Source organism: Novosphingobium anseongense (assembly GCF_037482895.1).
GTDB classification, from domain to species: domain Bacteria; phylum Pseudomonadota; class Alphaproteobacteria; order Sphingomonadales; family Sphingomonadaceae; genus Novosphingobium; species Novosphingobium anseongense.
On the sequence record NZ_JBBHJZ010000004.1, the window covers coordinates 1 to 24,159 of the forward strand.

25 protein-coding genes, 1 tRNA gene and 1 pseudogene are annotated in these 24,159 nt (G+C 67.2%); 17 read left to right on the forward strand and 10 right to left on the reverse strand.

The window, feature by feature from the left end:
- Positions 1 to 584: 584 nt before the first annotated feature.
- Positions 585 to 2,018, forward strand: coding sequence for a porin (locus WG901_RS17710; protein WP_339588844.1), 1,434 nt, complete (start codon positions 585 to 587; stop codon positions 2,016 to 2,018).
- A 628-nt stretch (positions 2,019 to 2,646) separates the two neighbouring features.
- Here the strand turns inward: WG901_RS17710 and WG901_RS17715 are convergent.
- The 3 genes and pseudogenes from WG901_RS17715 to WG901_RS17725 form a co-directional block, all read right to left on the reverse strand.
- A tRNA-Leu gene (locus WG901_RS17715) sits at positions 2,647 to 2,733 on the reverse strand.
- A gap of 141 nt (positions 2,734 to 2,874) precedes the next feature.
- Positions 2,875 to 3,462 carry a thioredoxin gene (locus WG901_RS17720; RefSeq protein ID WP_339588852.1) on the reverse strand — a complete coding sequence of 196 codons (588 nt, stop codon included), beginning with the start codon at positions 3,460 to 3,462 and terminating at the stop codon, positions 2,875 to 2,877.
- Positions 3,463 to 3,753: 291 nt separating this feature from the next.
- Positions 3,754 to 3,897: pseudogene (locus WG901_RS17725) on the reverse strand (MJ0042-type zinc finger domain-containing protein); the annotation flags it as partial.
- Between the two features lie 50 nt (positions 3,898 to 3,947).
- Here WG901_RS17725 and ftsE point away from each other — a divergent pair.
- The 4 genes from ftsE (at position 3,948) to WG901_RS17745 (ending at position 6,897) form a co-directional block, all read left to right on the forward strand.
- Positions 3,948 to 4,691, forward strand: coding sequence for a cell division ATP-binding protein FtsE (gene ftsE, locus WG901_RS17730; RefSeq protein WP_339588439.1), 744 nt, complete (start codon positions 3,948 to 3,950; stop codon positions 4,689 to 4,691).
- A 98-nt stretch (positions 4,692 to 4,789) separates the two neighbouring features.
- Complete coding sequence (locus WG901_RS17735) at positions 4,790 to 5,647, forward strand: cell division protein FtsX (protein ID WP_417603726.1); 858 nt, start codon at positions 4,790 to 4,792, stop codon at positions 5,645 to 5,647.
- Between the two features lie 9 nt (positions 5,648 to 5,656).
- Positions 5,657 to 6,187 (forward strand): YdcF family protein, encoded by a 531-nt coding sequence (locus WG901_RS17740; RefSeq protein ID WP_339588441.1) that lies wholly within the window; start codon positions 5,657 to 5,659, stop codon positions 6,185 to 6,187.
- A gap of 2 nt (positions 6,188 to 6,189) precedes the next feature.
- Complete coding sequence (locus WG901_RS17745; protein WP_339588442.1) at positions 6,190 to 6,897, forward strand: lysophospholipid acyltransferase family protein; 708 nt, start codon at positions 6,190 to 6,192, stop codon at positions 6,895 to 6,897.
- On the opposite strand, the gene WG901_RS17750 is transcribed toward WG901_RS17745, so the two are convergent.
- Genes WG901_RS17750 through WG901_RS17760 form a run of 3 tightly spaced genes read right to left on the reverse strand, consistent with a single transcriptional unit; the run spans position 6,894 to position 9,748 of the window.
- On the reverse strand, positions 6,894 to 7,685 hold the full coding sequence (locus WG901_RS17750) for a transglutaminase-like domain-containing protein (protein ID WP_339588443.1): 792 nt from the start codon (positions 7,683 to 7,685) through the stop codon (positions 6,894 to 6,896). The two genes, WG901_RS17745 and WG901_RS17750, sit on opposite strands and share 4 nt — an antisense overlap.
- Before the next feature lie 54 nt (positions 7,686 to 7,739).
- Positions 7,740 to 8,654 (reverse strand): prephenate/arogenate dehydrogenase family protein, encoded by a 915-nt coding sequence (locus WG901_RS17755; RefSeq protein ID WP_339588444.1) that lies wholly within the window; start codon positions 8,652 to 8,654, stop codon positions 7,740 to 7,742.
- Entirely contained in the window at positions 8,651 to 9,748 is a 1,098-nt protein-coding gene (locus WG901_RS17760) for a pyridoxal phosphate-dependent aminotransferase (RefSeq protein WP_339588445.1), read from the reverse strand. Before WG901_RS17760 ends, WG901_RS17755 begins: the two co-directional genes overlap by 4 nt.
- A 117-nt stretch (positions 9,749 to 9,865) precedes the next feature.
- On the opposite strand from WG901_RS17760, the gene WG901_RS17765 reads away from it, so the two are divergent.
- Genes WG901_RS17765 through metW form a run of 4 tightly spaced genes read left to right on the forward strand, consistent with a single transcriptional unit; the run spans position 9,866 to position 13,566 of the window.
- Positions 9,866 to 11,395: a flavin monoamine oxidase family protein gene (locus WG901_RS17765; RefSeq protein ID WP_339588446.1), complete on the forward strand. Its 1,530-nt coding sequence runs from the start codon at positions 9,866 to 9,868 to the stop codon at positions 11,393 to 11,395.
- 43 nt (positions 11,396 to 11,438) lie between these two features.
- Complete coding sequence (gene metX / locus WG901_RS17770) at positions 11,439 to 12,548, forward strand: homoserine O-acetyltransferase MetX (protein WP_339588447.1); 1,110 nt, start codon at positions 11,439 to 11,441, stop codon at positions 12,546 to 12,548.
- The gene (locus WG901_RS17775) at positions 12,545 to 12,976 is read left to right on the forward strand and encodes a GNAT family N-acetyltransferase (RefSeq protein ID WP_339588448.1); all 432 of its coding nucleotides are present in this window, start codon (positions 12,545 to 12,547) and stop codon (positions 12,974 to 12,976) included. Before metX ends, WG901_RS17775 begins: the two co-directional genes overlap by 4 nt.
- Complete coding sequence (gene metW / locus WG901_RS17780; RefSeq protein WP_339588449.1) at positions 12,973 to 13,566, forward strand: methionine biosynthesis protein MetW; 594 nt, start codon at positions 12,973 to 12,975, stop codon at positions 13,564 to 13,566. The genes WG901_RS17775 and metW overlap by 4 nt, the downstream gene beginning before the upstream one ends.
- A 52-nt stretch (positions 13,567 to 13,618) precedes the next feature.
- Here metW and WG901_RS17785 read toward each other — a convergent pair whose 3' ends face one another.
- Both WG901_RS17785 and WG901_RS17790 read right to left on the reverse strand, forming a co-directional pair.
- Positions 13,619 to 14,008, reverse strand: a complete 390-nt coding sequence (locus WG901_RS17785) for a VOC family protein (RefSeq protein WP_339588450.1) — start codon at positions 14,006 to 14,008, stop codon at positions 13,619 to 13,621.
- Between the two features lie 12 nt (positions 14,009 to 14,020).
- Positions 14,021 to 14,401 carry a VOC family protein gene (locus tag WG901_RS17790; RefSeq protein ID WP_339588451.1) on the reverse strand — a complete coding sequence of 127 codons (381 nt, stop codon included), beginning with the start codon at positions 14,399 to 14,401 and terminating at the stop codon, positions 14,021 to 14,023.
- 174 nt (positions 14,402 to 14,575) lie between these two features.
- Between WG901_RS17790 and WG901_RS17795 the strand changes: the two genes are divergently transcribed.
- Both WG901_RS17795 and WG901_RS17800 read left to right on the forward strand, forming a co-directional pair.
- Positions 14,576 to 15,007 (forward strand): hypothetical protein, encoded by a 432-nt coding sequence (locus WG901_RS17795; protein ID WP_339588452.1) that lies wholly within the window; start codon positions 14,576 to 14,578, stop codon positions 15,005 to 15,007.
- An 86-nt stretch (positions 15,008 to 15,093) separates the two neighbouring features.
- Positions 15,094 to 15,765 carry a glutathione S-transferase family protein gene (locus WG901_RS17800; RefSeq protein ID WP_339588453.1) on the forward strand — a complete coding sequence of 224 codons (672 nt, stop codon included), beginning with the start codon at positions 15,094 to 15,096 and terminating at the stop codon, positions 15,763 to 15,765.
- 35 nt (positions 15,766 to 15,800) lie between these two features.
- Here the strand turns inward: WG901_RS17800 and WG901_RS17805 are convergent, their stop codons facing one another.
- Positions 15,801 to 16,760 (reverse strand): complex I NDUFA9 subunit family protein, encoded by a 960-nt coding sequence (locus WG901_RS17805; protein WP_339588454.1) that lies wholly within the window; start codon positions 16,758 to 16,760, stop codon positions 15,801 to 15,803.
- A 152-nt stretch (positions 16,761 to 16,912) separates the two neighbouring features.
- Here WG901_RS17805 and WG901_RS17810 point away from each other — a divergent pair, with 152 nt between their 5' ends.
- From WG901_RS17810 to WG901_RS17825, 4 genes are read left to right on the forward strand one after another with little or no spacing between them, the layout of a single operon-like run.
- Positions 16,913 to 18,409 (forward strand): DHA2 family efflux MFS transporter permease subunit, encoded by a 1,497-nt coding sequence (locus WG901_RS17810; RefSeq protein WP_339588455.1) that lies wholly within the window; start codon positions 16,913 to 16,915, stop codon positions 18,407 to 18,409.
- 31 nt (positions 18,410 to 18,440) lie between these two features.
- On the forward strand, positions 18,441 to 18,995 hold the full coding sequence (locus WG901_RS17815; protein WP_339588456.1) for a hypothetical protein: 555 nt from the start codon (positions 18,441 to 18,443) through the stop codon (positions 18,993 to 18,995).
- 15 nt (positions 18,996 to 19,010) lie between these two features.
- Entirely contained in the window at positions 19,011 to 19,631 is a 621-nt protein-coding gene (locus tag WG901_RS17820; protein ID WP_339588457.1) for a 6-phosphogluconolactonase, read from the forward strand.
- Positions 19,619 to 20,113, forward strand: coding sequence for an NUDIX domain-containing protein (locus tag WG901_RS17825; RefSeq protein WP_339588458.1), 495 nt, complete (start codon positions 19,619 to 19,621; stop codon positions 20,111 to 20,113). The genes WG901_RS17820 and WG901_RS17825 overlap by 13 nt, the downstream gene beginning before the upstream one ends.
- A 112-nt stretch (positions 20,114 to 20,225) precedes the next feature.
- Here the strand turns inward: WG901_RS17825 and dinB are convergent, their stop codons facing one another.
- Entirely contained in the window at positions 20,226 to 21,344 is a 1,119-nt protein-coding gene (gene dinB, locus WG901_RS17830; protein ID WP_339588459.1) for a DNA polymerase IV, read from the reverse strand.
- Positions 21,345 to 21,436: 92 nt separating this feature from the next.
- Here dinB and WG901_RS17835 point away from each other — a divergent pair, with 92 nt between their 5' ends.
- Both WG901_RS17835 and WG901_RS17840 read left to right on the forward strand, forming a co-directional pair.
- Complete coding sequence (locus WG901_RS17835; RefSeq protein WP_339588460.1) at positions 21,437 to 22,678, forward strand: multidrug effflux MFS transporter; 1,242 nt, start codon at positions 21,437 to 21,439, stop codon at positions 22,676 to 22,678.
- Positions 22,678 to 24,159, forward strand: a complete 1,482-nt coding sequence (locus WG901_RS17840; RefSeq protein ID WP_339588461.1) for a glycerol-3-phosphate dehydrogenase — start codon at positions 22,678 to 22,680, stop codon at positions 24,157 to 24,159. The genes WG901_RS17835 and WG901_RS17840 overlap by 1 nt, the downstream gene beginning before the upstream one ends.

Consider the following 24,159-nt stretch of genomic DNA (forward strand, 5'->3'; position numbering starts at 1 on the left):
ACTCGCCAAGGGGCTAAACTCGCGCGCATCCCCGCAGCGTCCAGCTGCGCCTCCATAAGATGCCGAAGTACAGCTCATGCCTGGAGGTGTCCGAGACACGGCGCCTGCGGTCGATCGAGGCGCTGCCAAAGGATCTTTTCGATCGCCTACCTGCGGCGCGGCGAAGCGTTTGAGGTCTGGCGATGGGAGCGCGCCACCGGTTTTGCAGGCGGCCGTTGCACGTTGCCATGAGTGGCGGCCGGTTGCCTAGGACCGCTGGGCAGGTCCGTCCTGTCGGTCTGTGCCGACCAAGCGGACGTCTAAGGCCTAGGCCCAAGTCACACGAAACGACGGTTGGTTGATCAGGAGTTTGCTCCGATCGGGGCGGTGGATTCCGGCCGGTGCAACGAGATTGCGCTCCGCGAATCTGGAACTCGGGTTTGTGAGAGAACCTGTGTTCCCACGATAAGAAGCAGCTGGGCGAGATTGTCGCGTATATGTGACTTATTAGTCATCTAAATGTCATGAAACCGCAATAAGCGCGCCTTGCAACTGATGGAGAATGCGGCGTGCGCGTATTGAATTCCCATGGCATCGTCCTATCGATGGGCCTGCTTGCGCTGACACCGCAAGCCGCACGCGCACAGTCGAGCGCGGATCTCCAGAAGCAGATCGACGAGCTCAAGGCGCAGGTCCAGGCCCTGACCAATGCCTTGGCGGCCCAAAGGAATGCCCCGGTCGCTCAGGCTCAGGCTCAGGCTCAGGCTCAGGCTCCTGCGTCCATGCCGGCCCCGGCTGTGCCGTCGGATGCATCGCTCGCCGCCGCGCCTGCGCCGGCGCAGGTGGCTGCGGTCACTCCACCCCCCGCGTCGCCCGCGACGAAGCCCAAAGCCTGGTACGACCGCCTGTCGCTGCGCGGCTACACGCAGCTGCGCTACAATGCCTTTCTGTCTGGTGACGACACTGCGCCGGCAGGGCAGTCGCGGCTCCGGTCCGTCCACGACGCTTCGATCTCGGATCGCGGAGGTTTTTCGCTACGCCGTACCCGACTGGTCCTGCAGGGGGACGTGTCGGATCGGGTTTCGCTCTATCTCCAGTCCGATTTTGCGACGGCCGTCAACAACCAGTCGGGCACCGAACGCCGCGAAGGCTTCGTCCAACTGCGCGACGCCTATGCCGACGTGTTCCTCGACAAGGCGAAGACGTTCCGCGTCCGCCTGGGCCAGTCGAAGGTCCCGTTCGGTTGGGAGAACATGCAATCGTCTTCGAACCGCCTCACGCTCGACCGCAGCGATGCGATCAACAGCGCGGTTCCAAGCGAGCGCGATCTCGGCGTCGTCGCCTACTACACGCCTCCGCCTGTCCAGAAGATCTGGGACCGGCTCGCGCACGACGGACAGAAGCTGTTCGGAAATTACGGTGCTTTCGGACTGGGCGTCTTCAACGGCCAAGGCACCAATCGGACCGAGCAGAACCGCGGGCTGATGAAAGTCGCCTTCGCGACCTGGCCGTTCGAACTCGATGGTCTCGGGAACGGTCTCGAGGGACAGGTGTTCGAGATCGGCGCGTCGGGCATGCTCAATGACGTCCTGCCCGAGTTGCGTACCGGTTCGGTGAGCGCGCAGGCGTTCAAGGACAATCGCGTCGGATTGCACGCCATGCTCTATCCCCAGCCATTCGGCATTCAGGCGGAATGGAACTGGGGCAAGGGGCCAGAATTCGATCCCGCCACCCTGTCGATCGCAACCAAGCGCCTCAGTGGCGGCTACGTGCAGTTGATGTATCGCCTTCCGACGGATTCATTTGGCGCTGTCATGCCATATGCGCGCTGGCAAAGGTACCGCGGCGGGTGGAAGGCTTCGGTCAATGCGCCGCGTCTGGAAACTGACGAGGTCGAACTGGGTGTTGAGTGGCAGCCGTGGAAAGCGTTGGAGCTGACGGTAGCCTATGCGAAAATGAAGCGCTCCGAAGCGGACGAGCGGCGCACCGGCCGAGCGGAGGGCGACCTCATTCGCACCCAGGTGCAGTGGAACTATTGATTGCCGCGACCGACGATCGGCAGGCGCACCACTGCGAGTATCCTCAGTGAGCCTCAAGGCAGGGGAGTGCTGCAGGCCGGACATCGCGAGTGCCTCCACCGATTCGGATGCCGTTTCGTGAGGCGAGCTTCAGGATAGGTTCCGCGCGTATCGACGCCGAACCAGGTCGAGGCGTGCGGGCAGGGGCTTGTGCTGGGCAGAGCTTTGTTCTCGCATCGCCCGGCCTCAGCTTCAATGAGTTCGGAAAGCGCGAGGGCGGTGTCGTGCCCAGCTTGCCAGACCGCTTCGCATTCCCCGGACTTGATCCAAAAATCATGGGGCTGCCGCTGCCGTCGCTCCGCCCAAGTCCTGACGCGCAAGCTGCTCCTTTCGAGCGACCTTCCGATCGAGTGGGCGGGGCAGGGGGCGCTCTTGGATGTCACGGCGTCAGGCGCAGAACCCTATTACCCCAGGTGAAGCCGGATTCTTTCAGGCAGAGCGCGCGATTTCGTTGTGCCACGGGGGACACGGCACCGTGCGATCTCTGGCTTCAGCTAGATTTCCGTGTTGCGCCAAAGCCTGCAGGCCTGCGCGACTTTGCGCGGCAGGCTTGCCCGAAGGCAAAAGTCAGTGCTTTTTCGAAGCTACCTGGTGCGGTCGAGAAGACTCGAACTTCCACGGGCTTTCGCCCACAACGACCTCAACGTTGCGCGTCTACCAATTCCGCCACGACCGCTAAATCATCGGGCTGCCGAAGCCGCCCGGGTGGGGTAGGAGCGGGCCATTAGCAAAGGGAGTCGGGGCCTGCAAGCGATGAGTCGGCTTGTTTGCAGACTATTTTTCCGGCTGTTTTCGCGATGGCGGCGAAGCGGCGCCGTCAGCCCGGCTTCCAGCCGATTTCTGCGATCCGAGCGGTCTTGGGAACGTCGGTCACGGCTTCGTTGACCTCGATCGTTTCGCCAGGGGCCAGCAGGCGCTTGGGCGGCGCGACTTCGTACGAGAAGACGATCTTCTCGCGCGCATCGCGCAGCACGATCAGGATCGTCGGTACCGTCCGGCGGGTCTGTCCGACATTGGTGACCGTCCCGCTGGCGCTGAAGAACTCGGCGCCATTGGGCATCGTGCGGCGATCCTGGCGGTTGGCCGGGAAGTTGAGCACGAGGTCGGGCTGCGCCTCGGCGAATGTCGCTCGCGCGAGCGGCATCCAGTCGGGCAGGCCATAGCGCGCCACGACCGCGACGGCGCCCAGGGCAACGACAGCGAAGAGCGCGGCGGCCATCGTCCACATGCGCAGGCGGTTGCGCCGCGGCTTGAACGGCGGTTCGAATTCGAAGCTCGAGCGGGCCTCGTCGAAGTAGCGGTCACCGCCCTCGTCGGCATAGACCCGCGTGGTCTCCTCGGCGATCGGGCCGAGCGGCGGCTCGGGTTCGGGTTCCGGTACGGCTTGGGGCGACGGCCAGGCCAATCCCTCTGCCGCCTGATCGTCGGGCTCGGCTGCGATGGGCGTGACCGTGGGAGAGTCGGCAGGCGCCGGCGGCGTGGCGATCGTCGCGGCCGGAACTGGGTCGGGCGCGACGGGCGGTGCCGGAGGCGGCGGAGCAGGAGGTGGTGACGACGCAGGCGGTGGCGAAGCAGGAGGCGGAGCTGCCGCCGGAGGCTGCGCATCGGCGCCGGACACCAGCGCTTCGGCCGAGGGGCCGTCCTGGAACCAGCTATGCCGACACTTGGCGCATCGAACGGTTCGTCCGTCCACGCCAATCGCGCTGTCCGGAACGACGTAGCGGGTCGAACATGCGGGACACGCGATAATCATGACGCCATTGTTAAACATGCCAGGCCTATGCGCGACAAGGCTTAGGCGGTGGATGGAACGCCGCATTGGCCTTTTTTCCACATGCATAGGTCTGTATAGCCCTCGCCAGACACCGAAGACCCGATCGAAACCGCACAATGAACCAGGCCCCCGACGGCGAAATCGTCCATTTCGACAACGTCGGCCTGCGTTACGGCACCGACCGGGAAGTGCTGAGCGACGTGTCGTTCACGCTTTATCCGGGGAGCTTCTATTTCCTCACCGGCGCGAGTGGCGCCGGCAAGACTTCGCTGCTCAAGCTGCTTTACCTGGCACAACGCCCCTCGCGCGGGATGATCCGCATGTTCGGCGCCGATGCGATCACCCTGCCGCGCGATCGGCTGCCGGCGCTGCGTCGGCGGCTCGGCGTCGTCTTTCAGGACTTTCGCCTGGTGCCGCACCTTTCCGCGGTGGACAACGTCTCGCTGCCGCTGCGCGTCGCAGGAATACCCGAGCGCGATATCGCCAAGCCCGTCGCCGACATGCTCGAATGGGTCGGCCTTGGAGATCGCATGCACGCACGCCCCGCGACGCTTTCGGGCGGCGAACAGCAGCGCGTCGCCATCGCCCGCGCGGTGATCGGCCGCCCCGACCTGCTCGTCGCCGACGAGCCGACGGGCAACGTCGATCCCGACATGGCGATCAAGCTGCTGCGGCTGTTTGAGGCGCTCAACCGCCTGGGCACGACCGTGGTGGTCGCCACCCACGATGTCCATCTGCTCAAGAAGGTGCCGGAATCGCTGATCATGCGGCTCGACAAGGGGCGCTTGTCCGATCCGACGGGAGCTCTACGCTATCCGCCCAAGCGCGCCACGGCGGGCGCGGGCGAGGACGAGGCGTGAACGGAGAAAGCGGCGGCGGAGCGCGAGTGCTGTCCTGGCGGCGGCTGTCGGGGGTCGGCGAGCACGAGCTCGTCCCACAGGCGCGCCTGTCGGGGCCGATGCCCTGGGTGATCGCGATCATGGTGGCCCTGACCGTCATCGCCGCGGCTGCCGGTCTCGCACTGCATAACGCCGCGGACGCCACCAGCGCGGAACTGCGCGGGGGCGTCACCGTCCAGGTCGTCGAGGCCTCCCCCGAGAAGCGCACGCGCCAAGCGCAGGCGGTGGTGCGGAGGCTCGGCCAGATGCCCGAGGTCGAGAGTGTAAGGCTTGTTCCGCAAGACGAACTCGACGGGCTGATCGAGCCCTGGCTCGGCGGCAAGGCCGGGCATGACGACGACGACTACGAGGGCGACGATGCCGCCGCCATTCCGGTCCCGGCGCTGATCGATGCGCGGATCACCGGCGAGGTCACCGAGGCGCGGCTCGCGGCGATCCAGGCGGCCCTGCGTGGCGATGCGCCGGCGGCGCGGGTCGATGCCCAGTCGCGCTGGCTCAAGCCCGTGCTCGATGCGATCGAATCGCTGCAGTGGCTGGCGATCGCGCTCGTCGCCCTGCTGGCGCTGGCGCTGGCCGCCGCCGTTCTGCTCGCGGTGCGCTCGGCGCTCGGCGCCAATCGCGACACGATCGAGATCGTCCATCTGCTCGGCGCGACCGATCGTCAGGTCGCGCGCGTGTTCCAGCGCACTACGGGCATCGATGCCGCGGGCGGTGGCCTGCTGGGCATGGCGCTTGCGCTGGTCGTCCTGCTGTTCCTGGCGCGACGCTTCGCGTCGCTGGGGGCGGGCATGGTCGACTACGGCGCGCTCGACTGGTTCGACTGGATCGTGCTCGGCCTGGTGCCGATCGCGGCGATCGCGCTGGCGATGCTGACCGCGCGTCTCACGGTCCTGCGCACTTTGCGCAAGATGCTCTAAGACGCGCAGATGATCCGCCGAATCCTGTCCTTCGTGGTGCTCGTCTGGCTGCTCGGCTTCGTCTGGTTCGCCGTGGCGCTGTCGGGACCGGTCGAGGGCGGCAAGAGCGATGCCGTGGTGGTGCTGACGGGGGGTGGCGGACGGATCGGTCGCGGGCTCGAGGCGCTGCAGAAGGGCTGGGCGAAGCGGCTGCTGGTCTCGGGTGTGGACCGCGAAGTGCGGCCGCGCGAATTCGCGCACGAGTACAAGGTGCCGCCTGCGCTGATGGCCTGCTGCGTGACCCTGGGCTTCCAGTCGGTCGATACGCGTTCGAACGCCAGTGAGACCGCGGACTGGATAGCGTCGCACAAGTTCCGCTCGGTGCGGCTCGTGACGACAGACTGGCACATGCGCCGCGCGGCGATGGAGCTTAGCGCGCAACTGCCCGGTCATGTCGAACTGATCCGCGACGCAGTGCCGTCGCAGCCTACGTTCCGCACCCTGTTCCTCGAATACAACAAGCTGCTCGCGCGGAGCGTTCAGCGACTGGCAGGGATGTGACGATGGCCGATGCGAACCGGACGCGCCCGGGCGACGTGGCGCGCAGCCTGGTGTTCTATCTCGTCTTCTATTTCGGCACGGTGTTCTACGTGCTGGGCTCGCTCGCGGCCCTGGCTTTGGGGCGGCGGGCCTTCATCGCTGCGGTCGATGGCTGGTCCGCGTTCCACCGCGTCTGTGCGCGTTACCTGCTCGGCATTCGGGTCGTGCTCGAAGGCGAATTGCCGACCGAGGGCGTGCTCATTGCGCTCAAGCACGAAAGCTTCTTCGAGGCGATCGACCTGCCTCACATGCTCCACCGTCCCGCGGTGATCGCCAAGGCCGAACTGCTGCGGATTCCGCTCTGGGGTCTGGTGGGGGCGACCTATGGCCTGGTCGGCGTCGAGCGCGACCAGGGCGCCAAGGCGCTGCGCACGATGCTGACAACGGCGCGCAAGCTGGTGGCCGAAGGGCGCGTCCTGGCCATCTTTCCCGAGGGCACACGCGTACCGCACGGCACTCGACCCGAACTGCAATCTGGCTTCGCCGGGCTCTACAAGCTGTTGGCCCTGCCGGTGGTCCCCGTCGCGGTGAACAGCGGCGGGCTCTATCACCGCCGCTGGAAGCGCCCGGGGACGATAACCCTGCGCGTGGGCGAGACGATTCCCAAGGGATTGCCGCGTGACGAGATCGAGGCGCGCGTGCGCGTGGCGATCAACGTGCTCAATCCCTAGTTGCGCGTGACCCTCACCGATTGGTGATTAAGCTCGGCCCAGCCGTAGCTCGTGAGGAACGAGACGTCGGCGGCATCGCGGCCCACGCCGATCTTGGCCATTTCCTCGGCTTGGGCCATGCCCGTCGGATCGACCAGATACCAGGCGCCGCCAAGGAACACCTCGGGCACCGCATGGAAGTCTTGCGGCTCGACCCCGAGCGCATAGACGCTGGCGAAGCGCGCCGGGATCGCGCTGGCGCGGACGAGCGAGATCAGCAGATGCGCGAAGTCGCGGCAGACGCCTTGGCGCATGACGAAGCTTTCGAGCGCGGTGGTTGCCGACGTGCTGACGCCGGGCTGGTAGGTGCAATGGCTCTGCACCCAGTCGCACATCGCGGCGACCCGCGCGCCGCCGACGAGGCCGCCGAATTGCGCATCGACGAAGTTCTGGAACTGGTCCGATGGACAATAGCGCGATGGCAGCATGTATTGCACCGTTTCGCCGGGGAGCTGGTGTGGCGGCACTACCGCCAGGCTGTGCAATTCCCCGCTGAGACGATGGATCGCGACGGTCGCGGTGTAGCGAACGCGCAACTGGCCCTGCAGCCGCAGCCAGATCCGATCCCCGATCGTGTCATGGCCCGGCACGCGGGCGAAATGCTCGACCGGGCTGATGTCGATATAGGCCTTCTCGACGGTCTGCTCGGGAATCAGCGCGGCCTCGAGCTGGAGCAGAACGTCGGTACGTTCTGCGAAATCGTAGGCGAGTTCCGCCTCGATATTGATTGTCGCGACACCGTTTACCATTCGGCCCCAGAAGAACCGAAACGCGATAAAGTTTCAACGTCTCACTTTTTTAATTCAGATCTTGCCGTGATCGCTGCGGCCGAAATCGGGGCGCGCGTCGTCCTGGCCCTCGGCGATGATCGAGCGGCGGATCGCGCGGGTGCGGCTGAAATGCTCGAACAGCGTATCGCCGTCGCCCACGCGGATGGCCTTCTGCAGCGCGGTCAGGTCCTCGGTGAAGCGCTGGAGCATCTCGAGCACCGCGTCCTTGTTCGACAGGAACACGTCGCGCCACATCGTCGGGTCCGACGCGGCGATGCGGGTGAAGTCGCGGAAGCCGCCGGCCGAATACTTGATCACCTCGCTCTGCGTCACGGCCTCGAGGTCCGAGGCCGTGCCGACGATCGTATAGGCGATCAGGTGCGGCAGGTGGCTGGTAACGGCGAGCACCAGGTCGTGGTGCTGCGCGTCCATGATCTCGACGTTGGCGCCGAGCGCTTCCCAGAACTCGACGAGGCCGGTCAGCAGCAGCAGGTTGCTCGGTTCGGGCGGGGTGACGATGCACCAGCGGTTCTGGAACAGCGAGGCAAAGCCCGCGTCGGGACCCGAATTTTCGGTACCGGCCACGGGATGCGCGGGGATGATCGTATGGTGCGGCAGCGCCTCGCCCAGCGCCTTGGCGACGGCCTGCTTGCTCGAGCCGACGTCGCTGACCAGCGCGGTGGCGGGAATCGCATCGGCGCAGGCGCGCGCCGCTTCGCCCATCGCGCTCGGCGGCACGCAGAAGATCACCAGTTCGGCCTCCCGTACGGCTTCGGCGGCAGTCTCGCAGACCTGGTCGACGAGGCTGCGCTCGGCGGCGCGCGCGCGCGTCTCGGGCAGGTGGTCGTAGCCCGTGGTCTGCGCGTCGGGCAGATATTCGCGCACCGCGAGGCCGATCGAGCCGCCCTGGAGGCCCAGGCCGATGATGGCGATGCGCTGGAAGGTCATTGCGCGGCTTCCGCCATCTCGCGCAGACCTGCGGCGATCACGTCCATCTGTTCGGCGGTGCCGATCGTGATGCGCAGGCCGTGCGGCAGGCCCTGGCCCGGCAGCCACCGGGTGATCGTGCCCCGCTCGGCCAGCCCGTTGTAGGCGGCCTCGCCGGTCAGCTTGCCCGCGAACAGGAGCAGGACGAAATTGGCCTCGCTCGGCACGGCGCGGATACCGTGGTTGCCCATGGCCTCGATCGCCGCGACGAAGCGCTTGCGTTCGGCGGCGTTGTGTTCGCGCGAATGCGTGACGAAGGCCTGATCCTCGACCGCGGCGAGCGCGGTCGCCTGAGCGCTGTTGGACAGGTTGAACGGGCCGCGGATGCGGTTGAGCACGTCGATCACCCCCGGCGCTGCGGTGCCCCAGCCGACGCGTTCGCCGGCCAGGCCGTAGCCCTTGGAGAAGGTGCGCGTGACCAGCACGTTGCCGTGTTCTTCGGCGAGCGCGAGGCCGCCGTCGTCGTCCTCGGGCGCGACATATTCGGCATAGGCCTGGTCGATCACCAGCAGCACGTCCGCGGGCAGGCCAGCGTGCAGCCGCGCGAGTTCCGCGCGCGGCGTGAAAGAGCCCGTCGGATTGTTCGGGTTGGCGACGAAGACCAGCCGGGTCTTCTCGTTGACCATGGCCAGCAGCGCATCGACGTCGGTGCCGTAGTCGTTGTCGGGCGCGACCACCGGCGTCGCGCCGCAGCGGCGCGCGGCGATGTCGTAGAGCGAGAAGCCGTAGCGGACGTAGAGGATCTCGTCGCCGGGACCGGCATAGGCGCTCGCCGCCACGCTCAGCAGCTCGCCCGAACCCGTGCCGCAGATGATCCGCGCGGGATCGACGCCGTGGACCTTGCCGATCGCGGCGCGCAACGCATTGCTGTCGGGATCGGGATAGAGCGAGGGCACCACGGCCTGCGCGCGCGCTGCCAGCGCCTTGGGGCTGGTGCCTAGCGGGTTCTCATTGGCCGAAAGCTTCACGAGCGGCCGTCCGTCCTTGCCGGCACTCTTGCCGGGGACGTAGGCGTGGATCTCGGCGATCCAGGGTTTGGGCTGAGGACCGGTCATGCGGCGGGCTTTAGGGCGGCTTTGGCGCAAAGCACAAGCGCTGCGTTTTCGGCACCTTCACAGAGCGGTCAAAATGATGCTTTCTGTCGCCGGGACGCGACGGCTTGGGGGACGAGCATGCGAACGGACGGACTGTTCTGGCGGGCGCTGAACGCGGCGCGCGCGGCTAACCTGGAAGACATGGGCCAAGCGCCGGCGATCGCGGCATCGGCCGGGCTTACCCGACGCCGGATGCTCGGCGCCATGGCCGCCAGCGCGGCTTTGCCCGTGGTCGGCTGCGCGCCATTGCCCACGGCCAGTTTCTCGACCCGCGTCGCGATCGTCGGCGGTGGCCTCGCCGGGCTGATCGCGCTGCGCGATCTGCGCAAGGCGGGGATAGAAGCGACGCTCTACGAAGCGCGCAGCCGGCTCGGCGGGCGGGTCTCGACCTATCACGGCGGTCCGGTACCGGCCGACGACGGCGGCCAGTTCATCAACGGCGATCACGACGATATCCTGGCGCTGGCGCGCGGGCACGGGCTCGAACTGATCGACCGCGCGCCGCTGGCCGGCAGGACCCTGCTCGTCGATCAGTATTGCCGGGTGCTTTCGGAAGACCAGCTTGCCGAGGACCTGCGGCCATTGGCGGCGGCAATTGCCGCCGATGCCGCGGCGATCGATGCCGATGCCGGCGCCCTGGCCGCGCTCGATGCGATCTCTGTTAGCCAGTATCTCGATCGCCACCACAACGCGGTGAAGCCCTATGTCCGCGCGCTGATGGAAGCGACGATGCGCACCGAATACGGCCAGGATCCGGCCCAGGCCTCGGCCGTCCAGCTCATCTGGAACCTGCCCCAGGTCGATGGCCGCCAGCTGCGCGTGATCGGTTCGAGCGACGAGCGCTACGTGCTCAAGGGCGGTTCGGGCAGCCTGGTCGAAGCGCTGGCGCCCGAGCTGATGCCGCATGTGCATACCGGGCATGTGCTGGAATCGGTGCGGCCCTCGGAAGCCGGCGCGCGCCTGCGCTTCGCCGGCGGAAAGGTCGTCGAGGCAGAGCGCGTGATCGTCACCGTGCCCGCGCCATTGCTGCGCACGATCGACTTCGGCGCCATGCTTCCGCCGATCTGGCAGCGCTACGCGGCCGAGATCGACAACGGCCGCAACGAGAAGCTCAACGCCGCCTACCACGGCAAGCCCTGGGAAGGCTCGATGGGCCGGGCGGGCGACGTCTGGCCGCTGGCCGGTGGCTTCGCCGAGGGCTGGGACGCGACCACCGTGGCGGGCGACACCGGCCTGATGACCTTCTTCATGGGCGGCGCGCAGTGCGCGGCCTCGACCAAGCACGATGCCGCGCGCCTGCGCCGCGATTTCGAGACGGTCGTCGGCGCGGCGGTACCCGGTCTGACCGAGGCCGCGACCACCTGGCAGCGGCGCACCAACTGGAGCAACGACCGCTTCGCGCGCGGCTCCTACGCCTGCTTTCGACCCGGCCAGCTCACGCGTTATGCCGGGCTGTTCTGGCTCGAGGAGGCGGGCAAGGCGGTGCAGAGCCCCACGGTCGGGCCGCTGGTCTTCGCCGGTGAACATCTGTCCGATGCCTGGCCGGGCTTCATGAACGGCGGCGCGCAGACCGGCCGGTTGGCGGCGCAGGCCGTGCTCGGTTCCTGACTCATTGACAGCAGGCGGGACCTCCCCCAAGTCCGCACATCCTATGGCTACTGCCGCCGTCATCGCCGCCAGCGAAGTGCTGGAACTGACCGAACCGCTGCCGCTCGATTGCGGTCAGCAGCTCGAAGGCGTGCGCATCGCCTACGAGGCTTATGGCACGCTCTCCCCGGCACGCGACAACGTCGTGCTGATCCAGCATGCGACGACCGGCGACCAGCACGTCGCCAGCCCGCATCCCAAGACCGGCAAGCCCGGCTGGTGGGATCGCATGGTCGGCCCGGGCAAGCCGATCGACACCGACCGCTTCTTCGTGCTCTGCGCCAATGTCCTGGGCTCCTGCATGGGATCGACCGGGCCGGGCAGCCTCGCGCCTGACGGCAAGCCCTATGCCATGCGCTTTCCGGTCATCACGATCCGCGACATGGTCCGCGCGCAGGTGGCGCTGCTCGACACGCTCGGGATCGACAAGCTCTACTGCGTCGTCGGCGGGTCGATGGGCGGCATGCAGTCGCTAAGCCTCGCCGCCAACTGGCCGCATCTGCCCGAACGCATCATGGTCATCGCCGCCACGGCGACGATGCCGGCGCAGAACATCGCCTTCCAGGAGGTCGGTCGCCAGGCGATCACCGCCGATCCCAACTGGCAGCAGGGCGCCTATTACGGCACCGGCAAGGCGCCCGACGCCGGCCTCGCGGTCGCGCGGATGGCTGCGCACATCACCTATCTGTCCGAGGCCAGCCTGACCGAGAAGTTCGGCCGGCGGCTGCAGGACCGTGCCTCGAAGACCTTCGGTTTCGACGCTGATTTTCAGGTGGAAAGCTACCTGCGCCACCAGGGTGCGAGCTTCACCAACCGCTTCGACGCGAACTCGTACCTCTACATCACGCGCGCGATGAGCTATTTCGACCTCGCCGAGGAGCACGGCGGGCTGCTCGCCGACGCCTTCCGCGCCAGCGACGCACGCTTCTGCGTGATCAGCTTCGACACCGACTGGCTCTATCCGACCGAGCTCTCGCGCAAACTGGTGCACGCGCTCAACGCTTCGGGCGCGCAGGTCAGTTTCGTCGAGCTTTCGGCCCCGTTCGGCCACGACAGCTTTCTGCTGGAAGTTCCCGCGCTCGACCGCGTCATCGCCGGGTTCCTCAGCCGATGAGAGCGCTCCCCGCGGGCTATGTCCTGGTCGACGATCGCGATCGTATCGATGCCGTTGCCGCCCATGCCTATCTGACGCGATCCTATTGGGCCGAGGGCATTCCGCTCGAGACGGTCGCGCGCTCGATCGCCGGTTCGCTCTGCGTCGCGATCCAAAGCGACGGACGCCAGGTCGCCTTCGCGCGGATCATCAGCGACTATGCGACCTTCGCCTATCTGGCCGACGTCCACGTCATCGAGGAGCACCGCGGGCAGGGGCTGTCGCACGTCATGGTCGAGCACTTCCTCGCGCATCCGCGGCTGCAGGGACTGCGGCGCTGGGCGCTGTTCACGCTCGATGCCCACGGGCTCTACGAACAATACGATTTCTCGCGCTATCCCCATCCCGAGCGGGTGATGACGCGCGACGACCCGGACGTGTACCGATGACAGAACTCCGCCCCGACCTCGCGCTGATCGCGCAGAACGTCGCCAAGGGCACGCGCGTGCTCGATGTCGGCTGTGGTGACGGCACCCTGCTGCAGGTGCTGCGCGACGAACGCCAGTGCCAGGTCAACGGCATGGAGATCGATCCGGGCGACGTCGCCGAATGCGTCGGCAAGGGGCTGTCGGTGATCCAGGGTGACGCCGACAAGGACCTCGCCTTCTATCCCGACGGCGCTTTCGACTATGCGATCCTCAGCCAGACCTTGCAGACGACGATGCGCCCAGACCAGGTGATGGAGGAATTGTTGCGTATCGGGCGGAAGGCTTTCGTTTCCTTCCCCAATTTCGCGCACTGGCGGGTGCGACTGTCGCTGCTGTGGGGCGGGCGCATGCCCGTGACGCGGCTGCTGCCCGTGGCCTGGTACGAGACGCCGAACATCCACCACCTGACCGTTTCCGACTTCCGCGCCTTCGTCGAGGAGCGCGGGATCAAGGTCGAGGAAGCCTGGTACCTGTCGGGCGATCGGCTGCGCGGCACCAGCGTCGCCAACTTTCGCGCCGAGCACGCGATCTTTCTGCTGTCGCGCTCATGAAAAACCTCCCCGAGCGGATCGGGGAGGTTCTGAAAGCCGGTAGCCGGTCGGCTCAGCCGATGGTCAGTCCGTGGTAGACGGCCAGCTTGTTGCCATCGGGATCACGCAGATAGGCGCCGAACTTGCCGCCGGTCTGCGGCTTGGGCTCGGGCTTGCCTTCGCAGGTGCCGCCGTTGGCGATACCGGCATCGTACCAGGCCGAGACCTGCTCGTCGCTGTCCGCGGCGAAGAGGATCGTGCCGCCATTGGCATGGGTCGCCGGCTGGCCGTCGCGTGCCGGCCCGACCGCGAAGTTCGGGCCGCCGGGGATCTTGTACATGATGATCGGATATTCGGCCGGCATCGACGAGGGCGGCAGGCCGAGCGCACCGAAAGTGGCGTCGTAGAAGGCGCGCGACTTGGCGAGATCGTTGGTGCCGAGGCGGAGATTGAGCAGGTTCATGAGATCGTTTCCTTACTGGCCGAGCGGATACATCGCGCAGAGCTTGTTGCCGTCGGGATCGCGCAGATAGGCGAGGTGAAGCTTCGCGAAGCCGAGGTCGCGCGGGCCGGGGGCATCCTCGCAGCTCGCGCCGCCGTTGGCGACGCCGGCGGCGTGCCAGGCGTCGGCCTGCTCGGCACTGGCCATCTGGAAGCCGATCGTGCCGCCATTGGCATGCGTCGCGGCCTCGCCGTCGATCGGCTTGGTCACCATGAAGTTAGCGCCGTTGTGCGCATAGGCCAGGCGGGTGCCCATATCCATGCCCGGATTGCCGCCGATCGCGCCGAACAGCGCGTCGTAGAAGGTCTTCGATTTTTGAAGGTCGTTGCTGCCGACGACCACGTGCGTGAACATGGAACCTCTCCCGTTTGTTGTGATGCGGTGCGGTTTCTATCGGCGCGGGGGCCGCGGTCAATGGCTCATTGCCGTCTGTCGCAGACCGCGTTCAGGCGAGGTCAAACTGGGCTATCCTAGGGCGTGCCTTCGTCGATTCGCCCGTTAATTGGTTACACCGGGAAGGACCTTGCCATGCCGCGTCTCATGCCGCGCCGCAGTCTGCTTTCGACCGTTTCGCTCGTCGCCCTCGCGTTCGCGCCGCTGCCGGCCTTCGCACGTGACGATGCGGCCGGCGATGTCGCCAAGCAACTTTCCGATCCGGGCAACCAGGTCGCGGCGACTGTCGCCCTGACCGCGCTTAGTGAAGCCCTGCTCGACATAAGGATAGAGCCGTTGCGACGCGCCCTGGGCGCGATCGGCAGCGATCGGGCCGACGATCTGCCGCTTGACGCGCGGCTGCGCGATCTCGCCGGTCCCGGCGCGCGTGACCTGCCCGGCGACATAGGCCGGACGGTGCCGAAGACGATGGGGGCCGCCGCCGGGATGGCCGGTGCCGTCGGCGAAATGCTGCCCGAACTCCAGGCCGCGATCGACCGGATGAAGAACGCGCTTCCCCAGAACTAGGGCCGGCCACTTTTCCACCCGAATTCGCCGCCATCCGGACTCGCTCCGGGTGGACGCCGCGCACCCGCTTAGGCATTACGACCGGCATGTGGCAGCTCCATCAATTTCCGCTGTGCCCGTTCAGCCGCAAGGTCCGTCTGCTGATGAGCGAGAAGGGCATCGGTTACGAGCTCTGGCGCGAGAGCCCCTGGGAAGGCCGTGACGAATTCCTGGCGATGAACCCGGCCGGGCGCACCCCCGTGCTGCACGATGCCGCGCGCGGCGTGACGCTGTCGGACAGCCGCGCGATCTGTGAATATTTCGAGGAAACCGTCGATCGCAACCCGATGATCAACGGGACCGCGGTCAACCGCGCCGAGATTCGCCGGCTGGTCGCGCTGTTCGACGAGAACTTCTACGGGGACGTCACCGCGCCACTGCTCCACGAGCGGATGAAGAAACGGCTGGTCTATCGGCTTTCACCCGATTCAAAGATGCTGCGCGAGGCGATGAAGCTGGCGCACGAGCACCTCTATTACATCGACTATCTGATCGATAACCGCCCCTGGCTGGCGGGAGCGACGATGAGCCTGGCCGATCTCGCCGCGGCCGCGCAGATCTCGGTGGCCGACTACCTCGGCGGCATCGACTGGTCGGCGCACGAGCAGACACGCGGCTGGTATTCGGTGTTCAAGAGCCGGCCGAGCTTCCGGCCGCTGCTGTCCGAGCGGATGGAAGTGATCCAGCCGCCGAGCCACTATGCGGACGTGAACGCCTGATCCTCGATCCTCCCCGCAAGGGGAGGACCTGCTCGTTATCCAGCCTTGGCCTTCGCGCCGAACCGGCCAAAGCGGCGGTACTGGACCAGCCAGCGATCGAGGAACAGGCCGAGCGGGCGCGGCGTGATGCCGAGTGCGCGCAGGCCCGGCATCGCGCCGTTGGCGACATTGCCGGCCTTGAGCAGCGCGTACTGGTCGCTGGTGATCGGTGCGCCGGGCAGGAAGCCCAGGCTCGCGATCGCCGATCCGACGAAGTCGGGCAGTTCGATCAGCCAGCGGTCGCGGCCCTGGGCCGCGGCGATGCGCTGGTTGAGCTCGAGCACGGTCAGCACTTCGGGACCGGCGATCTCGTAGGTCTTGCCGCCGTGCTTGCCGGGATTGGCAAGGGCGGAGGCGACGGCTTCGGCCGCGTCGTCGACGAACAGCGGCTGGAGCTTCGCCTCGGGCGCGAAGACCGGCATCGCCGGGACCGTGGCGATCAGGCGCGCGAACATGTTCACGAAGTTGTCGTCGGGACCGAACAGGATCGACGGGCGTAGCACCGTCGCCGTCGGGAAGGCCGCGAGCACGGCCTCCTCGCCCTCGGCCTTGGTCCGCGCATAGTCGATCTTCGAATCGGTCTGGGCGCCGATCGCCGAGACATGGACGAAGGAGCCGACGCCGGCGGTGCTGGCAGCGGCCGCGATCTTACCAGCGCCACGGCCCTGGACCGCGTCGAGATCACCGGTGAAGGCACCGACCAGATTGACCACGGCATCGGCGCCCTGGAAGGCGGCGGCCAGGCTGGCCGGGCGCGTGACGTCGACGCGCAGGAACTGGACCTGGCCGAGATTGGCCTGGGTGCGCGAACGGAAAGCGCGTTCGGGATGGCGGCTGGCGATGCGCAGGCGCGCGCCACGCGCGAGCAGCTCCTGCACCAGATGCTTGCCGAAGAAGCCGCTGCCGCCGAGCACGGTCACCAGCTTGCCGCGAAGTTCCTTGCCGTCGCTTGCCATTTCGTTCGATTCCAAAGCGTATTGCGTTGCCGCCCCTTTGCACGCAGCCGCGCAGCCGCGCAACCGTCGGCGCAATGCCCGGGGCGATCGACCGCGTTCCAGACTCGACGTCTCGCCAAAGCGCGGCGGGCGTGCCAAGGCGCCGCCAGCCGATGGACCAAGCCTATCCCCCCGCGCTGCGCCGCAACCTCATCACGCTGTTTGCGCTGTCGGGAGCGTTCATGACGCAGCTCGACGCGACGATCGCGAATGTCGCGCTGCCGCATATGCAGGCCTCGACCTCGGCCTCGCGCGAGCAGGTCACCTGGGTGCTGACCTCCTATATCGTCATGGCCGCGACCTTCACGCCGCTGTCGGGCTGGCTGGCCGGGCGGATCGGCCGCAAGCGCGTGTTCCTCGGCTCGATCGCGGGCTTCACGATCGCCTCGGTGCTATGCGGTGCGGCGGTCAACCTCGACCAGCTGATCGCCTTCCGCCTGCTCCAGGGCATCATGGGCGCCTCGTTGCTGCCGATGAGCCAGGCGATCCTGCTCGACATCAACCCGCCCGAGAAGCACGGCTCGGCCATGGCGATCTGGGGCATGGGTGCGATCCTGGGGCCGATAGTCGGCCCGCTCGCAGGGGGCTGGCTGACCGACAACTTCAGCTGGCGGTGGATCTTCTTCATCAACGTTCCCGTCGGCATCGCCGCTTTCGTCGGATTGATCGGCATCCTCGACGAAACGCGCGACAAGGTTGCCAAGCGGCTCGACCTGACGGGCTTCGCGCTGCTCGCGCTCGCCGTGGCCTCGTTTCAGCTCATGCTCGATCGCGGCCAGATCTGCGACTGGTTCGCCTCGACCGAAATCTGGATCGAGGCGACGATCGCCGCGGGAGCGCTCTATCTGTTCGTCGTCCATTCGCTGACCACGGCGCGGCCCTTCGTCGATCTGGGCATGTTCAAGGATCGCAACTACGTGATCGGCAACCTGCTCGGCTTCTTCCTCGGCGGGCTGATGTACGGGGTAATCGCGCTGACCGCGCCGATGCTGGCCGAGTTGATGAACTATCCGATCGAACTCGTCGGCCTCGTCACCGCGCCGCGCGGGATCGGCACCCTGATCGCCATGCCGATCGCCGGACGGCTCAGCGGCAAGGTCGATGCGCGGATCATGCTGTTCATCGGCCTGGCCTTCTGCGGTTGGTCGATGGCGCTGCTCTCGGGCTCCTCGCTCGAGATGGACAGCGAACTGGTGATCGTCTCGGGGGTGATCCAGGGCTTCGGCGCCGGCCTGATGTTCGTGCCGATCACGATCACGGTGTTCGCCACGCTTGCGCCGCGGTTGCGCAACGAGGGTGCGGCGTTCAACTCGCTGATCCGCAACCTGGGCGCTGCGGTGTGGATTTCGGCGCTGCAGATCCTGACGATCCGCAACGAGGCGACGGTCCATTCGCGGCTGGCGGAAGGGGTGCGGCCGGACAACCCGGCGATGGGTCTGCGCGCGCCCGATTTCGATTTCGGCGTCACCGAATCGATCGCCGTGCTCGACCGCGAAATCTCGCGGCAGGCGTTGATGGTGTCCTATATCGATTCGTTCTGGCTGATCTTCCTGGCCTGCCTGGTCGTGGCGCCGCTGGTGGTGATGCTCAAGAAGCCGCGCCAGGGCTGACGGAGCCGATGCCGCCGTGTAAGCCCGCACGATGAGCGGCCTCTACTTCGCCTTTCTCTGCGTCCTCGTCGCGGGCCTCGGCGCGCGCGACCAGACGACCGTGGCGGCGCTGTCAGCACGCCAGGGCTCGCGCCCAGGCGTGCTGCTGACGGGCATTCTCGTGAGCTTGGCGACCGCCGCCTTCGCGGCCTGGGCGGCCTATTTCACGATACCCCTGCTCGTGCCCAAAGCGCGGCTGGTCATGGCGGCGATCGCGCTCGCGTTGGCCGCGGGCGAATCGCTGTGGCCTTTCGCGACGCGGCGGATGGAGGAGCCGACCGCCTCGCTCGGCGCGCTGGCGATCGTGCTGCTCGCGCACCAACTGACCGATGCCGCGCGATTCCTGATCTTCGCGATCGCCGTGACTTTCGCGGCGCCGGTCTCGGCCGGGATCGGCGGTGCCGCCGGGGCTGCGGTGATGCTGGCGGCGGGCTGGCTGCTGCCCGAAACCTTCGCCGATCGCCGCGTGCGCACGGCGCGTCGAGCGATGGGTGCGGTACTTCTGCTCGCCGCGCTGGTCGTGTTCTTTCAGGCGATGACGTCCTGAGCTAAGCTCGACGTCATGGCCGAAATCGAGATCATCGCCGACGCGTCCGACGTCGAAATCGCCACCTGGCTGCTCGAGCGGCTCGAAGCCGCGCTGACGCTCGATCCGGGGGAGGTCGCGATCTCCGTTCCTGGCGGCTCGACGCCGTTCCCGATCCTCGCCGAGCTCGCGCATGCGCCGCTAGACTGGAGCCGTATCGCCGTCTGGCCCGGCGACGACCGCGTGGTCGAGGAAAGCCACGCGGCGAGCAACGTCGGCCGTATCCGCGCGCTGCTCGAACCCGCGGGCGCGCGGATCGTGCCGCTGGCCGAGGATGCGCGGCCGCCGCATTTCGCGCTGGTCTGGCTCGGCATGGGCGGCGACGGGCATGTCGCCTCGTTGTTCCCCAACACCGACCCGCGCGCTGACGATTCCGCGCGCCTGCGCCGCCTGACCCCCGATCCGCTGCCGCCCGAGGCACCGTTCGACCGGCTGAGCCTGACGATTCCGGCTCTGCTCGATTCGGATCGGCTGCTGTTCGTCATCCGCGGTGCCGACAAGCGTGCGCTGTTCGAGGAGGCCGGGGCGGGGGGCAACGACCTTCCCGTCGCGCGGCTGCTGGCCGCGGCGGCTCAGCCGGTGACATGCTTCACCTGATACCCCGGCCGCTGCATCGCACCGCCTATCGCCTGGCACATGCGCTGCGCGTGGTCTGGTGGCGGCTGCGTCGTCCGCGCATCCACGGCTGCCGCGTGCTCGCCTTCGATGCGGCGGGGCGCGTGCTGCTGGTCCGGCATTCCTACGGCTCGGGCAACTGGATGGCGCCGGGCGGAGGCCTGCGACGCGGCGAGGATCCGCTGCTGGCGGCGGAGCGCGAACTCGGCGAAGAAGTGGGGTGCATCCTCGAAGGCGCCTGGCTGCTGGCCGTCGTCGAGGAGCCGTTGAGCGGTGCGACCAACGTGGTCCACCTTGTTGCCGGCAGGCTCGCCGGCACGCCGCGACCTGATGGCCGCGAGATCGTCGAGGTCGCCTGTTTCGCGCCCGATGCGCTGCCCGCGCCGATGCCGGAGCTGTTGCGCAGGGATCTGCCGGGGTGGTTGGAGAGGGCAAAGACGATGGATAAAGATCCTCCCCTGTAAGGGGAGGGGGACCGCCGAAGGCGGTGGAGGGGTGTCCCGCTAGCGGTGATACCCCTCCGTCAGTCGCTGACGCGACTGCCACCTCCCCTTACAGGGGAGGATCTAGGTTTCGTTACAGCAACGACAACTGCCCGTCCGGCCGCTCTTCCACCTCCTTCTCGCCATCCATCGCCGAGAGCGTGAGCCCCATCAGCCGGATAGGTTGGGGCAGGGGCAGCACCTCGTCGAGCAGAGCGTGGCCGATCTGCGTGAATTCGCGGCGGTCGGCCACCGGCCGTGATAGCGATTTGGCGCGCGTGTGGGTGGTGAAGTCCGAATGCTTGAGTTTGAGCGTCACGGTGCGTCCCTTGGCCTCGGCGCGCTCGATCCGTTCCCAGATGATCTCGATGATGTTGTCGAGCGCCTCGCGCAGCATCGGACCCGACGACAGGTCGCGATCGAAGGTGCGTTCGGCGCCGAGCGACTTGCGCGGCCGGTTGGCCTTGACCCGGCGCAGGTCGATGCCGCGCGCGGCGCGATAGAGATAGTCGGCGAAGGAGCCGAAGTTCGCGCGCAGGAAGGCGATGTCCTTGGCGGCGAGATCGGCGCCGGTCTCGATGCCCAGCTTGCTCATCTTCTCGGCACCGCGCGGGCCGACGCCGTGGAAGCGGCGCACGGGCAGGCCGGCGACGAAGTTCACGCCCTCGCCCGGGCGGATCACGCAGATGCCGTCGGGCTTGTTCTGGTCGCTGGCGAGCTTGGCGAGGAACTTGTTGTACGAAACCCCCGCGCTGGCGGTCAGTCCGCCGGTCTCCTCACGAATGCGCGCGCGGATCAATTCGGCGATCCGCGTGGCCGAGCCGATCCCCTTGAGGTCGTCGGTCACGTCGAGATAAGCTTCGTCCAGCGACAGCGGTTCGACGTGGGGCGTATAGTCGTGGAAGATCGTTCGGATCTGCTGCGACACCGCGCGGTAGACGTCGAAGCGGGCCTTGCGGAAGATCAGGTTCGGGCAGAGCCGCGCTGCCGTGACCGAGGGCATGGCCGAACGCACGCCGAACCGACGCGCCTCGTAGCTCGCCGCCGCGACCACGCCGCGCGCGGCCGATCCGCCCACGGCTACCGGCTGGCCGCGCAGCGACGGATCATCGCGCTGCTCGCAGCTCGCGTAGAAGGCGTCCATGTCGACGTGGATGATCTTGCGCAGCCCCGGCGCGAGTTCATCATCGTCTTGGTCGTCGTCGGCGCTCATGGCGTCAAGGTAGCGATCATCGCTTCGCTCGCGAGGTTTTTTGCGGCGCTTGCCCTAGCCATTGCGCTCCCCATCCGCCACATAGCCCCGGCATGTCCTCCCCCAGCACCCAACCTTTCGCCATGGGCGGACGCGAGTTCGTCGCGATGATGGCTTCGCTGCAGGCGCTGCAGGCGCTGGCGATCGACGCCATGCTGCCCGCACTCGGCGTGATGTCGCACGACCTCGGCGTCGACGGCTCGAACGAGCGTCAGCTGATCATCGGGATCTTCCTGATCGCCTCGGGGCTCGGCTCGCTGTTCCCTGGTGCCTTGGCCGATCGGTTCGGGCGGCGCCCGGTGCTGTTCGTCTGCGTCGGCGGCTATGTGCTGTTCAGCCTTGCTGCGGCGCTGGCCCCCACGTTCGGCGCCCTGCTGGCCATGCGCGCCTGCGCCGGCGTGCTGTCCTCGGGCATGATCGTCGTCAGCTCGGCGACGATCCGCGATCGCTTTTCGGGCGACAAGATGGCGCGCACCCAATCGCTGGTCAGCGTCGTCTTCATGATCGTGCCGATGGCCGCGCCGACGCTGGGCCTGGCCGTGCTCGAACTGTTCGGCAACTGGCGCTGGGTCTTCGGTATCATGGCCGGCCTCGGCGCCGCGGTCTTCGTCTGGGCTTGGCTGCGTCTGCCCGAGACCTTGCATCCCGAATTCCGCCAGAAGATCGATGTGCGCGCGATCGCCGGCAACATGCGGATCGCCTTCACCACGCGTTCGGCCATCGGCTATGTCTTCGCGCTGGCGCTGATCCAGGGCGCGTTGTTCGGCTATATCAACTCCTCGCAGCAACTCGTTGCCGAGCACTTCGGCGCAGGCGACCTGTTTCCGCTGGTCTTCGGCGCCATGGCCATCGCCATGGCCATGGCCAACCTGACCAATTCGCGCATCGTCATGCGCTTCGGCGCGCGGCGGGTGTCCCACGCCGCGGTGATCGCCTATATCATCCTCGGTGCGACCCAGCTATTCTTCGCCTCGGGGGAGGATGAGACAATCTGGCAGTTCATCCCGATCATGACCTTGAACCTTTGCGTGATGGGCTTCATCTCCGCGAACTTCTCAGCCATTGCGCTGCAGCCTTTCGCGCGGATCGCCGGTGCGGCCGCCTCGCTCCAGGTGTTCCTGCGCATGGTGATCGGTTCGGTGCTCGGCGCCTTGATCGGCCAGGCCTATGACGGATCGGCGCGCCCGTTGGCCGTGGCGCTGGTCGCTGCGGGCGTGGGCTGCCTGCTGCTGGTCATGTTCAGCGAGCGCGGCAAGCTGTTCCGCCGCCTACACGGGCAGGTCGAGCAGGCTTGATGCAGACCGTCTACGACCTCGCGGTAATCGGCGGCGGGGTCAACGGTGCGGGCATCGCGCGTGATGCCGCCGGGCGTGGGCTCAAGGTGCTGCTGCTCGAAGCGAACGACCTGGCCAGCGGCACGTCATCGGCCTCGACCAAGCTGATCCACGGCGGCCTGCGCTATCTCGAGCACCGCGAGTTCGGCCTGGTGCGCGAGGCGCTGGCCGAGCGCGAGGCGTTGTGGAAGATCGCGCCGCACATCATCCACCCGATGCGCTTCGTCCTGCCCTATGTCGAAGGCCTGCGGCCCAAGTGGCTGCTGCGGTTAGGGCTGTTCCTTTACGACCACATCGGCGGTCGCAGGAAGCTGCCGACGACGCGGACGATCGATCTGCACCGTCATCCGGCCGGGGGGCCGCTCAAGGCCGGTTTCGCCACGGGTTTCGAATATTCGGACGGCTGGGTCGACGACGCGCGGCTGGTCGTGCTCAACGCGCTCGACGCCTACGAGCACGAGGCCGAGGTGCTGACCGGCGTTCCGGTTCTCGCCGCCTTCCGCGAGGAGAACGGCTGGGATCTCAAGACCCAGGTCGGCCACTTCCACGCCCGCGCCCTCGTCAACGCCGGCGGTCCGGCCGTGCTAGACGTGCTGCGGCTGGCGGGCGAGCGGCCCGACTATGCGATGCGGCTCGTGCGCGGATCGCACATCGTCGTGCCGGCGCTGTTCGACCACCCTTATGCCTATTTCTTCCAGCTGCCCGACGGGCGCATCTTCTTCGCGATCCCCTATGAGCGCGACTTCACCCTGATCGGCACCACCGACGCCGATCATGCCGGGCCGCTCGACGCGATCAAGGCGAGCGCCGAGGAGATCGACTACCTTTGCGAGGGCGTGAACCGCTATTTCATGCAGAAGATCGCGCCGGCCGACGTCGTCTGGTCCTATTCGGGGGTGCGGCCGCTGATCAACGATGGCTCGCGCAAGCCCGAGGCGGCAACGCGCGGCTATCGGCTCGAGCTGTCGGATTCGGAGGAAGGCGCGCCGCTGCTCAGCGTCTACGGCGGCAAGATCACCACCTATCGGCATCTGGCGGAAGAGGCGGTCGACCGGCTGTCGCAGCGCATGGGCGGATTTCCGGGCCGTGCCTGGACGAAGACCGCGCCGCTGCCCGGCGGCGACTTCACGATCAAGGGGCTGCCCAAGCTCAAGGCTGGGCTCGCCGCGGCCTATCCGTTTCTGGCCGAGGAGGACGTGGATCGCGTGGCCCGCGCCTATGGCACGCGCGCGGCGCGATGGCTGGGAGAGGCGAAGAGCTGGGAGGACCTGGGCCAGATCTTCGGCGCAGGCCTCAGCGCGGCCGAAGTCGAATACATGCGCCACGTCGAATTCGCGAGCACCGCGGAAGACGTGCTCTGGCGGCGCTCGAAGCTGGGCCTAAGACTGAACGGCAAGGAGAAGAACGCGCTCGAGGACTATATCCTGGCGCACCCGCACTGA

What these genes read in the sequence shown, in the direction of transcription:
- WG901_RS17710 (WP_339588844.1), top strand. Translation starts at nt 585, where the DNA reads ATGGGCCTGCTTGCGCTGACACCGCAAGCCGCACGCGCACAGTCGAGC.
- ftsE (WP_339588439.1), top strand. Translation starts at nt 3,948, where the DNA reads ATGAACCAGGCCCCCGACGGCGAAATCGTCCATTTCGACAACGTCGGC.
- WG901_RS17735 (WP_417603726.1), top strand. Translation starts at nt 4,790, where the DNA reads ATGCCCTGGGTGATCGCGATCATGGTGGCCCTGACCGTCATCGCCGCG.
- WG901_RS17740 (WP_339588441.1), top strand. Translation starts at nt 5,657, where the DNA reads ATGATCCGCCGAATCCTGTCCTTCGTGGTGCTCGTCTGGCTGCTCGGC.
- WG901_RS17745 (WP_339588442.1), top strand. Translation starts at nt 6,190, where the DNA reads ATGGCCGATGCGAACCGGACGCGCCCGGGCGACGTGGCGCGCAGCCTG.
- WG901_RS17750 (WP_339588443.1), bottom strand. Translation starts at nt 7,685, where the DNA reads ATGGTAAACGGTGTCGCGACAATCAATATCGAGGCGGAACTCGCCTAC.
- WG901_RS17755 (WP_339588444.1), bottom strand. Translation starts at nt 8,654, where the DNA reads ATGACCTTCCAGCGCATCGCCATCATCGGCCTGGGCCTCCAGGGCGGC.
- WG901_RS17760 (WP_339588445.1), bottom strand. Translation starts at nt 9,748, where the DNA reads ATGACCGGTCCTCAGCCCAAACCCTGGATCGCCGAGATCCACGCCTAC.
- WG901_RS17765 (WP_339588446.1), top strand. Translation starts at nt 9,866, where the DNA reads ATGCGAACGGACGGACTGTTCTGGCGGGCGCTGAACGCGGCGCGCGCG.
- metX (WP_339588447.1), top strand. Translation starts at nt 11,439, where the DNA reads ATGGCTACTGCCGCCGTCATCGCCGCCAGCGAAGTGCTGGAACTGACC.
- WG901_RS17775 (WP_339588448.1), top strand. Translation starts at nt 12,545, where the DNA reads ATGAGAGCGCTCCCCGCGGGCTATGTCCTGGTCGACGATCGCGATCGT.
- metW (WP_339588449.1), top strand. Translation starts at nt 12,973, where the DNA reads ATGACAGAACTCCGCCCCGACCTCGCGCTGATCGCGCAGAACGTCGCC.
- WG901_RS17785 (WP_339588450.1), bottom strand. Translation starts at nt 14,008, where the DNA reads ATGAACCTGCTCAATCTCCGCCTCGGCACCAACGATCTCGCCAAGTCG.
- WG901_RS17790 (WP_339588451.1), bottom strand. Translation starts at nt 14,401, where the DNA reads ATGTTCACGCACGTGGTCGTCGGCAGCAACGACCTTCAAAAATCGAAG.
- WG901_RS17795 (WP_339588452.1), top strand. Translation starts at nt 14,576, where the DNA reads ATGCCGCGTCTCATGCCGCGCCGCAGTCTGCTTTCGACCGTTTCGCTC.
- WG901_RS17800 (WP_339588453.1), top strand. Translation starts at nt 15,094, where the DNA reads ATGTGGCAGCTCCATCAATTTCCGCTGTGCCCGTTCAGCCGCAAGGTC.
- WG901_RS17805 (WP_339588454.1), bottom strand. Translation starts at nt 16,760, where the DNA reads ATGGCAAGCGACGGCAAGGAACTTCGCGGCAAGCTGGTGACCGTGCTC.
- WG901_RS17810 (WP_339588455.1), top strand. Translation starts at nt 16,913, where the DNA reads ATGGACCAAGCCTATCCCCCCGCGCTGCGCCGCAACCTCATCACGCTG.
- WG901_RS17815 (WP_339588456.1), top strand. Translation starts at nt 18,441, where the DNA reads ATGAGCGGCCTCTACTTCGCCTTTCTCTGCGTCCTCGTCGCGGGCCTC.
- WG901_RS17820 (WP_339588457.1), top strand. Translation starts at nt 19,011, where the DNA reads ATGGCCGAAATCGAGATCATCGCCGACGCGTCCGACGTCGAAATCGCC.
- WG901_RS17825 (WP_339588458.1), top strand. Translation starts at nt 19,619, where the DNA reads ATGCTTCACCTGATACCCCGGCCGCTGCATCGCACCGCCTATCGCCTG.
- dinB (WP_339588459.1), bottom strand. Translation starts at nt 21,344, where the DNA reads ATGAGCGCCGACGACGACCAAGACGATGATGAACTCGCGCCGGGGCTG.
- WG901_RS17835 (WP_339588460.1), top strand. Translation starts at nt 21,437, where the DNA reads ATGTCCTCCCCCAGCACCCAACCTTTCGCCATGGGCGGACGCGAGTTC.
- WG901_RS17840 (WP_339588461.1), top strand. Translation starts at nt 22,678, where the DNA reads ATGCAGACCGTCTACGACCTCGCGGTAATCGGCGGCGGGGTCAACGGT.